Origin of the sequence: Pseudalgibacter alginicilyticus, assembly GCF_001310225.1 — a bacterium.
Lineage (GTDB): Bacteria > Bacteroidota > Bacteroidia > Flavobacteriales > Flavobacteriaceae > Pseudalgibacter > Pseudalgibacter alginicilyticus.
Map to the genome: position 1 here is coordinate 1,447,189 of NZ_CP012898.1, position 12,631 is coordinate 1,459,819.

The following is a 12,631-nucleotide window of genomic DNA, read 5'->3' on the forward strand; positions in this document are numbered from 1 at the left end:
AACAGAACAGGAGACGAAAAAGATTTATAAAACCTTTAATTCGTCTCCTGTAGTATAGTAAGAATAATACTAATCTCAATTTTTACAATTTCACTTGTGTTTCATCTCCATTAAAGCTAATGGTTTGAATTTGCCCACCAATCATTTCTACTTTAAACGCCATAGGATTTGCAGAAAAATCTATAAAAGATCCTTTCCCTTTTGTTATTAGAAGCGTTTTATCGGCTTCTGAATAGTTTAAGTTAACCTCAGAGTAAGCGCCGTTTTCATAATCATAAGTTTCACTATCATCAAAATATAAAGTAAATTCCGCATCGGCTCCAGGGTACACCTTAAGAATGATAGGTTCATTCGTTTTCTGTGTAGCATACTGTACTTTTGGTCCGAATGGTATAATAGATCCTGCTTTAACAAAAAGCGGGGTTTCATCTAATTCTGCTTTTACAGTAATCTCCTGTCCGCCTTCAAGTTTTTCATTTGTCCAGTAATTGTACCATGTTCCTTTTGGAAAATACATAGTTTTTTCGCGTTGCTCGTATTGGGTAACAATACCAACCATAAAAGATTTACCAAATAAAAACTGATCACTAATTCCCCAGACTTTTTTATCATTTGGATATTGATATGCTAACGGACTCATAAGCTGTTTACTGTTGGTTGTAATTTGCCAGGCTTGTGAATAAATATATGGCATAAGTTGGTAGCGTAAATCAATAAATTTGCGCGCAGTACTTTCAAATGCTTCATTATAACGCCAAATCTCGGTTTCCGAAACATAACCGTGAATTCTAAATATTGGACTGAAGGTTCCAAACTGAAACCAACGGGTTAATAATTCAATAAATTCCGGATTGGTATATTGATTATCGAATTCTGGATTAATGGATTTTGAATCTCTAAAAAATCCGCCAATATCATGTGTCCAATATGGAATTCCTGCCATGGTAAAATTAAGACCAGCAGCAATTTGCTCTTCCAATTGTTCCCAAGATGCTTCTACATCGCCAGACCACGAGGTTGCACCATAACGTTGTTGTCCGGCATAAGCTGAACGCGTTAAATTAAACACACGCTCTTTTGGGAATTCCTTACGACGGCCATCGTACATGGCTTTAGTTACAAGAAGTGAATACGGGTTTTGAACTTCTTCAAAACGACCAACAGCAGTTAACTGAGTAGCATCATTTACACCTTCTGGCTCTGTACCATCTAACCAAATAGAACTGACTCCTTTGTGAAACATAGAGTCACTTAACATACGATAAAACCGTTCGCTTACCCCATTATCGTAAATATCAATGTAGTTACTACTCTTTATTTTTTTAAGGTTGTATTTTTCCTCTAACGCTTCATTTTTAACCTCTGGCCAAACAGATACCATTAGTTTTAAATCTAATGATTTTAGGTCTGACACCATGGCGTCTGGATCTGGATATTTTGCAGGATCCCATTCCGGACCTTTTGTGCCTTTTGGCCAATAAAACCAGTCTTGTACAATATTATCAAACGGAATTTGGCGTTCACGCATTTCCCGTGCATTAACTAATAATTCTTCCTGATTGTGATACCGCTCGCGACATTGCCAAAATCCATAAGCGCTTTTAGCAAATAAAGGAGCTTTTCCTGTTAATTTCTGATACTGAGAAATTACAGCCTCAGGAGTTTCACCCTTTACCAGATAATAATCTATCGCATTCCCATGTGTACTACTAAACACTGTTTTGTTATAATCTGGCTCAGTGTAATACAAATTACCTAGAATTTTAGCACCTGTATTTTGAAATACTACGTTATAAGTTTTACCAGCCTCTAAAAGCTTTTTACCAGAATATCTGCGAGGCATCCAAATGGTTGAATAGTTAATTACAGGATCGCCATCTATACTCACATTAATTTCGCCACGCATGCGTCCGCCATGATCACTTAAGGCTAAAAATGTGTATTCTCCTGTTTTTTTAGGCGTAAATGTGGTTTCACGGATATTTTTTTCTGCTGCTTCAGATGTCTTGATATGTGCAGCAACATCTTCTTTTTCACCATCTGCAGTAATAACAGTCTGCTCTGTTGGCGTTGCATTAGACTTAGTGTTTTCAAATTTAATTTCATGCTGAGGCAAGTTAAAATCTGTCAGACTATAATTATGCCAATAAATGCCGTAACCTTTGGTAGATACCACAAACGGAATAGCTATTTCTTGATTATATTGCTGAAGTCGGATGGGTACATGTTTCCAATTCATAATACCACTTTGGTATTGCCCTAAACCATACAGCGCTTCATCGCCCGCATGAAACGCTTGCGAAACCGTGTGTGTTTCAGTAGTATCCTGCTTAACAAAAGTGTTTTCTTTGGTTTCAGCCAGTAATTTTTTATCGTCTTTAGTTTGATATTCTATAGTTCCATCGCTATGCACTAATACTTTTAATTTATCTGTGCTAATGGTTAGCAAGTCTTCAGTTGAATCTAAATCCCACGACACCTCCTGAGGATTTAAAACCGTTACATAATCTGGAATGGTTGAAGGGGTGCTGCCATTTATTATTTTATTTATATGAATAATAGACTCATCAATCACTGTAATATTAACATTGATACTGTCTTGATAAATGATTACACCGTGATCTAATTTTTTAATCTTGCACTTAAAATTGGGTTGACATCCAACTATAATCAAGGACAGAACCAAGATACAGAAAAATGATACGTTTCTTAAATTTCGCATAATCTATTAAAAATTATTTTTTTTCAAACTCTATATGTAATTAGTATCTAAGCTCATACCCTCTTTTACTACCTTCTCTTAGTTAAATTTTCCTGCAGATTTTTAAGACTTAAAAAAAATTACTGAATTGCCATTTGATACATGTCTTCTGCTTGCTTTCTTAACTTTTGAAGGATATCGAGATGCTCTGGACTATCCACTAAATTGTGTTGCTCCATTGGATCTTTATTTGTATCATACAACTCCTCAATTTTTGGAGTATGTTCGTAATAAACAATGTACTTCCAACGGTCTGTACGCACGCCTCTGCTACGGTATGATTGATTGGTATCTATTAAATTTTGATTGATTTCATCAACCTCCTCACTATAGCGTTTGCTGAACATGGCCGCCAAAAATAAATCTTCCATAAAAACGGTATCTCGCCATCCGGACATATCTTGTGTTTGATTCAATACGCCACTGATATTAAGCCCTTGCATGCTTGCTGGGGGTTGTAACCCTGCCATAGATACGATGGTAGGCGCCATATCAACTGAAGAAACAAGTGCCTTTTCGCGACGTTTGCGTTTAGCTTCTGGCATACGTCCGTCATAAATAATAAGTGGTGCTTTCACAGATTCATCGTATAACAAACATTTATCGAATAAGCCATGCGACCCTTGAAAACGTCCGTTATCACTCGTATAGATAATGATGGTATTTTCAAACAATCCTTTGGCTTTTAATTTCTCTACTAAAAAACCAACTTGTTCATCGACGCTATAACCTTGCGTAGCGAAACGACGTACCAATTTTTGATAAAGTTCGGGGGTTGATGATCTTTGGCGATGCAGATACACACCACGGGCATTTTCTTTAACCACATCTGGAAGTACTGGATTATCGCCTTCTACCCAATTTCTTGGAACCGAAAAATCGTGATTTTTAAACTGTTCAAAATGTGGCATGTACACATCCTTGTTATTGTCATGTTTCACCGCATAAAAACTAACTGATAAACAAAATGGCTGATTTGCAGGTTGCGTATCCAAAAAACGCATCATAGCTTCTCCTGTCCTCTTGGTTCTGCCAGAATTTTGGCGTCCTTCTTTGTAAATATCCTGTAAAGTTTCATCATCTTCTGGCCAGATTACAAAATCTTTTCTATCGTAGGTTTCACTTCCTGCAAAGAAATCGAAAACCCCTCCCATTTGTTCTTTATAATAATGTTCCTTGGGTGTGCTTGGGCGCACTGCTTCTTCGGTAACCGTAAACCCTACTTTGCCTATAAACCCTGTGCGATAGCCTGTGTTTTTAAGGATGGCAGGGTAACTTTTGGAAAAATCTGCTTGCGATAAAGTGTAATCATCTGGTGCTACAAACCCCACTTTATGGTTTGAATTGTACCTACCCGTCATCATGGTTACACGACTGGGCATGCAAATAGCGACGGCATAAAAAGCATTATCGAATATGACGCCTTGTTCTGCTAACTTATCAATGTTGGGTGTGTTGAATTCGGGTTTTCCATAACAACCCATATTATCCCAACGCTGGTCGTCGGTCATTAAAAAGATGATATTGGGTTTCGTAGTTTTACCCTCAGATATTGCTGTAAAATGGGTTGCTTTTGATTTACAACTCACCCCTATTAAAGCTAAAATCAACAGACAAATTGTAAAAACTACTTTAGTACTTTTCATAAATTCTATCCTTATTTTTTAGGAAACTCTTTTGGTAAAGGTGGTACGTTTAAAACCTCTTTTTCATCTGGGATTCTGTTTGAAGTGGTTTGTTTATCACCATACCAATACATACCAACACCGTAACCCATTTCGCAATTGGTCCAACTCCATATTTCCATATCCAATTGCAGAGAGCTACTAAAAGGCATAACATCCAACGACCGAGTTCTGGTTTCTGTACTATAACCCAAGGTATTTTTCTCGTTGGTTGTTTTAGGGTTTAACTTATTGTAAACATGAGCACGAGGTTGCGCATGAAAAGGATGTTCATAAAATTCAGTGCTTCTACCTCCCCAAGAATAAGCGTAGTAATCTTCAGTTCCTGTTCCGAAAATAGATGGAAAATCTTCGCCATCTACCCAAATTTTTTCATCACCTTCACCCCACCATTTTTCAACAGGATTCATAATAGTTAAGGCATCGCCTACATAAACACCTCTTCCTTTAAGGGTTACATAATTCCAATCGGAAAATGGCCTGGTAGCAACAGGATATTGTCCTCGCCATGCGGCATTAAAGTACATACTATCATCATCCCATTTCCAATCGCTTACAGTCGCCTTTAAATCTACCTGCACCGTTTTTTTTCCTAAATTAACTACAGAAATTTTTCCTGATTTTTGATAAGGCATCGGCCATCTGCAAGTCATGGTGCCATCTTCACTTACGGCAATATGCCATCCTTGGTGCGGGTTTAACCCAATACCACTACCAAAAAAATCGCCAATAGGCGTCCAAACGGTTTGCTTACCATCAAATTCAATTTTCAAAACAATGGAGCGTGTTACCTCAATATTTTTATAATCTTTTAGCTTTAAGCTTAACTCTTTAATGGCTGCATTTCCTTCTGGCAATTCAATGGATTTTTCTTTTTTAGAACCTAATTTAGCTGAGAACACCACTTGAGTTCCTTCTACAGTCTTTTTTGGTTCTAACAATAATTCTCCTATTTTTTTGGTTAAAGGCATTGCTTTGTTAAAATCTTCTTTTGTGAAGGTTTTTATAGGCGTGTAATCATCATAAGCCCTATAAGTGAATTGATAGAAGAAAGGTCTTTCAGTAGTTGTTATTTTACAACTTTTAGCATACGGAATTGGGAAAAACGACACCGCTGAACGCAACGATTGATGCGCTAACGGAAACGGAATTTCTCCAGTGCCGTCAAGCAATCCTAACATATTACCTTCCAAAACTGGCTCCTCGTTACCGTCTAAATATATTTTAATTTGAATATCGGTATTCGGTTTGTCGGCACTTAAAAAAGGCATCCATGTACGCACAATAGCCCCCGGTCCCACATGATCCATTAACACCCATTCCTTTTGTCCATTTTTTTCCTCAGTTCTAATGAAATTATGGTCAGTATCTTTCGAATTAAAATCATGATTACTAAACCATCCCACAGTATCAGCAGGTGTTTTAGAAGCTCTATTATAGCTGCTCTCTTGTTTTAACCTAAAATTTATCTTGGGAAAACGAGCTACAGCATCTCTATCAACCATTTCATTTAATAGCGACTCCACGGTTATCTTTTCTACATTTTGAGTAAATACATTAGTTGTAAACACTAAACAAACAAAACTTAAAATAGACTTTTTAATAATCATAATACTTATTTTGAAATTGATTTCATTTGGAAGTTACAATAATTTCTTCTCCCGCTATAGTTTTAATGTCATATAAATATGATGTTTTTAATTCCAATTCTTTTAATTGAGCTAATTCTGAAATTAAAGGTGGTTTAATTTCTGGTACTTGATAAAAAGGATTACTATTAGTGCCTTTAGCTAAAGAAATCATTTGATTAGAAACTAACTCATTATAAGAACGAATACGCAAATTTCCTCCTAAATTTGAGCGTATTACGGCTTTTACCACACTACCATTTTCCCATTCTAAATCTACAATTTCAAAACCACCACGAGCACGTAAACCAGAAACTTTACCTGTATCCCAAACATCTGGTAAAGCTGGAATTAAGTGAATAGCTCCATCGTGGCTTTGCACTAACATTTCAGTTAAACCAGACGTGAATCCAAAATTGCCATCAATTTGAAATGGTGGATGCGCATCAAGCATATTAGCATAAGTTCCTCCTCCTTTTGGGGAATCTGGTCTTCCCACTAATTTAATTTGGTCACCCATTAATTTATAAGCATGGTTTCCATCTAATAAACGCGCCCATAAATTAATTTTCCAATTCATAGACCATCCTGTAGAAGGATCTCCCCGCTGGATTAAAGTGTTTTTTGCTCCTTGAAACAATTCGGGATGTCTATAAGGTGAAATTAAATTTGAAGGATATAATCCGTATAAATGAGAAACGTGACGGTGATCATCCTTTGGATCATCTAAATCTTGCATCCATTCTTGTAATTGATTATGCTGTCCTACTTTCATTGGAGGCAACTTTTTTAATGTATTTTCCATTTTAGAAATTAATTCTGTATCAATATTTAAAATTTTAGCTGCACGAATGGTTTTGGTGAACATATCAAACACCAATTGATTATCCATGGTGGTTCCTGCCTCAATTGTCACATTTTTTGAACGGATACTAGGACCATGTTCTGGAGAAATTGAAGGTGCAATTACCAACCAATCATTTTTAGGTTCTGGTATTAAAACACTTAAGAGAAATTCTGAGGCTCCTTTCATGGCAGGATATACCGATTTTAAATATTCTAAATCACCATTAAATATATACTTATCCCATAAATGTTGTGACAACCAAGTTCCGCCAGTTGGCCACATGCCCCAAGTAGCACCATCTACAGGACCCGAAATTCTCCATAAATCTGTATTATGGTGCGTTACCCATCCATCGGCTCCATACATAACTTGTGCAGTTTCCCTTCCAGTAACTGAAAGATCTTTTACCAATTGAATTAAAGGCTCATGCATTTCTGTCAAATTAGTTACCTCAGCTGGCCAATAATTCATTTCTGTATTAATATTAACCGTATAAGCACTTTTCCATGGTGGGGTTAAATCTTTATTCCATATTCCTTGTAAATTGGCAGCTTGTCCTCCAGGTTGAGAAGAGGATATTAAAAGGTAACGTCCAAATTGAAAATATAAAGTTGCCAAACTGGGGTCATTCCCTGTACTAAATTCTTTAATCCTTACATCTGTTGAATTTTTAGCAGATTCCGATTCTCCTAAATCTAAGGAAACTCTGTTAAAATATTTTTTATAAAACTTAGAATGATCGTTTATTAACTGACTGTAATCTTTAATTTCAGCATCAGCAATATACTTTTTAGCTTTATTATGAGGATCAGCACTAATATCGTGATAGTTTACAAAATTAGTAGCAACGGAAATGTAAAGTGTTACACTGTTTGCTTTTGAAACGCTTAACTGACTGTTTCCTGCCATTATCTTTCCGCCTTCTGGAACTATTTTTACACGAGAATCAAACTCTACCTTACCCTCAATAGCTGGAGTATTTTTTGATAATCTAAAATTATTATCTCCTCCAAACCCTGTCATAACCAATACATCATTGTCCTCAGTATATACTGAAACTTTTGCAGGCTCTGGTCGATCCATTGTAGCTCTGAAACTGATTGCTCCTTCTTCATTCGCTGTAATTTTCATTACAATCACCTGATCGGAAAAAGAAGTAAAAATTTCACGTTTGTACGTAACACCGTCTACAGTATAGGAAGTAGTGTTAATAGCATTTTCAATATCCAACTCACGATAGTAATTTGAAAAGTTTTCTTGATTTTCAAAATTCAACCTTAAATTACCCACTGTTTCATAAGGCATGCCGTGTGATGTTTTAGAAATAAACTTCTCATTCGCCAAACGATGGGCTTCATTATATTTTTCTTTAAATAATAATTCCCTAACTTCCGAAAGCGCTTCTTTAGCTTTAGGGTTATCGTTTCTATGAGGTCCACCAGCCCAAAGCGTATTTTCATTCAATTGAATGTTTTCATGTTCTGGATTTCCATAAACCATAGCTCCTAACCTACCATTTCCTAATGGAAGTGCCTCATTCCAATTAGCAGCAGGCGTATCATACCATAAAACCAATGACTTATTATTTTTATCACTGGTTGAGTTTTTTACTTCATTTAGATTTTTACAACTTACCAATCCAAATAACCCCAAAACAAAAATACTTAACACCTGTTTCATCTGTTTATTTTTTTTAATTTAAAAATCATTCTATTAATTTATTAATGCAAAATTTAACATCTAACAAATTTACTATACCATACATTTTTTTTGTATAAATTATAGGTCATTTATTGTAAACTATTACTTATAATTTAAGCAATTTTGATTTTAAATTAGCATTAATAATGTTGGCTTCATAAAAAAAGAGAATACGACTTCTTTATAAACTGATACAAAAATCAAGTTCACGATATAAACACCAAAATAGTATCATTTTAGTTTATCAATATTACCTACCCACTTTACCTTAACGATTATAGTTTACAAATAGCAATCATATGTTTTCACTCATTATTTTTCAATATTAAATGAACTTATTAATACATCGTTAGAAGCACCTCCAATTTGGACTTCAAATTGGCCAGGTTCAACCGTCTGCTTCATATCCAACCCTGTTAGTTTAAGCATTTCAGGCGTAATAGCAAAGCTTATTTTTTGAGACTCTCCAGGTTCCAACTCTATTTTTTTAAACCCTTTCAATTCCTTCATAGGTCTGACTACCGAACCTGCAATATCTTTTATATAAAGTTGAACTACCTCTTTTCCTGAACGAGTTCCTGTATTTTTAATCTCAACACTAACTTTAATAGTAGACGTTGTATTACCTTTTGTTTCCGAAAGTTGGAGATTTGAATATTTAAATGTTGTATAACTCAATCCATATCCAAAAGCGTATAAAGGTGTACTTTCTGAAAACAGATAACTTTTCTTGAAATTTATTTCCTTTTGACTGTAATGTATTGGCATTTGTCCAATATTCCGAGGTACTGTAACGGGCAATTTCCCAGAAGGTGTTACATCACCAAAAAGTATTTTAGCTATGGCCTCATCTCCAAATTCACTAAGTTCCCAGCAATCAAGAACTGCATCGGCATGCGCTGCAATAATATTAATTGAAAGCGTTCTACGATGTTTTAATGCTACAATAACGGGTTTTCCTATTTTTTTTAATGCAAGTAGTAAATCATCTTGTTGTCCTACAGGATCAATATTATCACGATCTCCCAAACCACCACTAAAATAGGCTTCTTTAGACGTATACTTATCATCACCAACAAACAATACTATTACATCTGATTGTTTTGCTTTATCAACAATCTGTTGTATACCTTTTAAAGTTTCACTTTTAGGTGTTAAAATTGGGGTTACTCCGTCACCATTGGTCAAATTAAAACCTTTTTCTTCAATAAAATCAATATCAGTTCCTGCAATTTTTTCAAATGCTGCTTTAGTTTTTGAATCTATAACTGGACCTACCAAGGCAATGGTTCTTTTTTTGTTTCGGTTTAAAGGAAGTAATGTATTTTCATTTTTTAATAAAATAATAGATTCTTCATCTGCTTTTTTTGCTAATGCTTTAGCAGCATCATTACGAGTCATTTCCTTCGCTTTTTGAACATCGGTGTATGGATTATCAAATAGCCCTAAAACAAATTTGGTTCGCAATACGCGACGCACTGCCTGATCAATATATTCCAAAAGAGCTGGCTCAGTTTCAACCATTTTAGGCAAAAGTGCATAAGCATCATCAGCATATAAATCTATATCTACTCCAGCTACTAAAGCAAGTCTTACCGCATCTTCAGGTGTTTCTGCCACTTTCATGAAATAATGTAATCTTCCAACATCATTTGCATCAGAAACTACATAACCTTTAAACCCCCAATCATTTCTTAAAATATTCGTCAATAACTCAGGATTTGCATGACTAGCAATACCATTTATATCACCATGTGAAGCCATAATACCCAAAGTATTAGCTTCTACAACTGCCGCTTTAAATGGTGGCAAAATTTCATCTATCAATGTTCTTGGAGAAATCTCTACAGACGCAAAGTTTTTACCCCCTGAAACCTGAGCATAACCTGCAAAATGTTTAGTAACAGCACCTATATGTGTACTTTCAAGCCCTAAACTATCACCTTGAAGCCCGGAAACAGCACTCACTATCATTTCTGAAACCAAATGCGTATCCTCTCCAAAAGTTTCACTCATACGACCAAAACGTGGATCACGTGCTATATCAGCTTCGGGAGAATGTGTCAAATGCAATCCACGATATCGTGCTTCGCGTCCAATAATATCATAGACTTCTTTTACTAATTTTGTATTCCAACTAGAGGATAACGAAATGGGACGTCCAAATTGTGTGCATCCATGCGCATCCACCCCACTATACGATTCTGTAACAAAAAAAGCTGGAATCCCTAACCTATTATTCTTTATTACAAATTCCTGTAATTGATTGTTAAGTTCAGCAGCTCTTTCTGGGCTATACCTGTCTCCAGGACTTTTAATTCCTGCAATTCCATAATTTAACCTTTCTTTTACTCCTTTTGAAAACGCAAGACTATCCCTTTTATTTAAACCAACTCCTAATCCTGAGTGAAACATTCTCATTTGAGCGACTTTTTCTTCTAAAGTCATCTGAGACAATAAATTTTCAACCCGAACATCTATGGGTAAGTCCTTTTGTATATACTTTTTTTCCGATAAATTACTAAAGCCAAATCCTATAAGGCAAAGTACCAGAATAGGTGTAAATTTTTGAATGTGTTTTTTAATTTTGTGACGAATCATTGGTTTTAAGTTAATGGTTTTTTATTTCTATTTATTTCTATTCTTAGTTTTCTCAATGTGTGTTACTTTATTATTTGTTCCATAGTCAGTAACTTTACCAAAGCTAACAACTGTATTTCCACTAGAAGATGATTCTAAAATAACTGGGTATTCTGTTTCATTTCTGATGGTGGAATTATTGTCTTTTACTACAATAGGACGCAGATCTGTATCAATAGGACCTTTCGTTCGATGAAAGACAATATTGTGATTACTACCCAAAATATCAGCAACATTATGAGGCCCAACTGCATGAGGTGATGGTAATATAGTTAATTCAATATCTTGATTTGATTTAGATAATCTAAAATCACTTAAAGGGCCGTAAGTAAAATTTCCTGACGACTTAGTTATTTTTCCGTGTTTAGGCAAATTAAAATTGGTAGCTCCACAATCAATGGCTACCGAATTAATAACGGTAGCACTAGAAGCCAAATAAACTCTAATACCACCTCTCATTTTTTTAACGGTACAATTTTCAACTGTAACACTACCACCATGGGTATACACTCTTATACCATCTTCTGAAAGCGGATACATAATGTCCTTTGGAATTGGTTTTCCTTTTATTTTATATTTAGATCTAACTGGTAAGTCTTTAGGATTTGTTTCCGTGTACAAATCAGCACTTGGTCGCATTCTTCCTTCTACAAGCGTGTTTTTTATGACTGATTTATCGGCAGGTTTTTGCATATAAATACCGTGTCCAAATGCTCTTTGTTGCACCTCGCAACTATCTATAGTATTTCGTTTGCCATTAATTAATATGCCACAACGTTTATCTAATCCAAATACGTTATCGCGTCCAATACCATAAATACTACCATATCCATACGGAAATGAACCTCTTACCGTTAACTTTGTATTTATAACTGTATTATCATCACCAGTAATATCTAACACAGCTTGACCTTTTAACCCATAAGCCAAAGTAGTGCGTTCTTGATTGTAAGCACTAAAATCTGTTACCTCTTCAAGTTTGTTTACATACGTATCTTCAAAAGTTCCTCCTCTAAAAGTATTTTGGTGACCTGAAATGGTAATATAGCTTTGCTTTGTAGAACCTACCGGAGCATTTACAAAAACACCTGACAAATCAATTGTGTTATTAGAACCTGAACAAAGAATTTTTCTGTAACCTTTTGGAAGTTCAGTCAAGTTATAGCGCCCTGGTTTTAATATAATATTTTGATTACTTTTCTGGACTGCTTCGCTCAACTCTACTAATGAGGATACATAAATTGTACTCTGTGCAGAAAGAGAGATACTAAAAACCCATATTAATAAAAAAACAATTTTAAATAAACTTAAATTCATTTTTAAAATTTGATACCTCTTTTGATTATTAAATGTAAATCTATTCATAAAC

Annotated in this window: 6 protein-coding genes; all 6 read right to left on the bottom strand. The window is 35.2% G+C overall.

The features are described from left to right. Positions 1–82: 82 nt before the first annotated feature. Positions 83–2,722: a glycoside hydrolase family 31 protein gene (locus APS56_RS06005; RefSeq protein WP_082379266.1), complete on the bottom strand. Its 2,640-nt coding sequence runs from the start codon at positions 2,720–2,722 to the stop codon at positions 83–85. Positions 2,723–2,841: 119 nt separating this feature from the next. Then, positions 2,842–4,407 (bottom strand): sulfatase-like hydrolase/transferase, encoded by a 1,566-nt coding sequence (locus tag APS56_RS06010; protein WP_082379267.1) that lies wholly within the window; start codon positions 4,405–4,407, stop codon positions 2,842–2,844. An 11-nt stretch (positions 4,408–4,418) separates the two neighbouring features. Beyond that, positions 4,419–6,056 carry a glycoside hydrolase family 172 protein gene (locus APS56_RS06015; protein ID WP_054726012.1) on the bottom strand — a complete coding sequence of 546 codons (1,638 nt, stop codon included), beginning with the start codon at positions 6,054–6,056 and terminating at the stop codon, positions 4,419–4,421. A 22-nt stretch (positions 6,057–6,078) separates the two neighbouring features. Beyond that, the gene (locus APS56_RS06020) at positions 6,079–8,601 is read right to left on the bottom strand and encodes a glycoside hydrolase family 95 protein (protein ID WP_082379268.1); all 2,523 of its coding nucleotides are present in this window, start codon (positions 8,599–8,601) and stop codon (positions 6,079–6,081) included. A gap of 333 nt (positions 8,602–8,934) precedes the next feature. Beyond that, entirely contained in the window at positions 8,935–11,223 is a 2,289-nt protein-coding gene (locus APS56_RS06025) for a glycoside hydrolase family 3 N-terminal domain-containing protein (RefSeq protein ID WP_082379269.1), read from the bottom strand. A gap of 27 nt (positions 11,224–11,250) precedes the next feature. Continuing rightward, entirely contained in the window at positions 11,251–12,579 is a 1,329-nt protein-coding gene (locus tag APS56_RS06030) for a right-handed parallel beta-helix repeat-containing protein (protein WP_054726015.1), read from the bottom strand. Positions 12,580–12,631 lie beyond the last annotated feature (52 nt).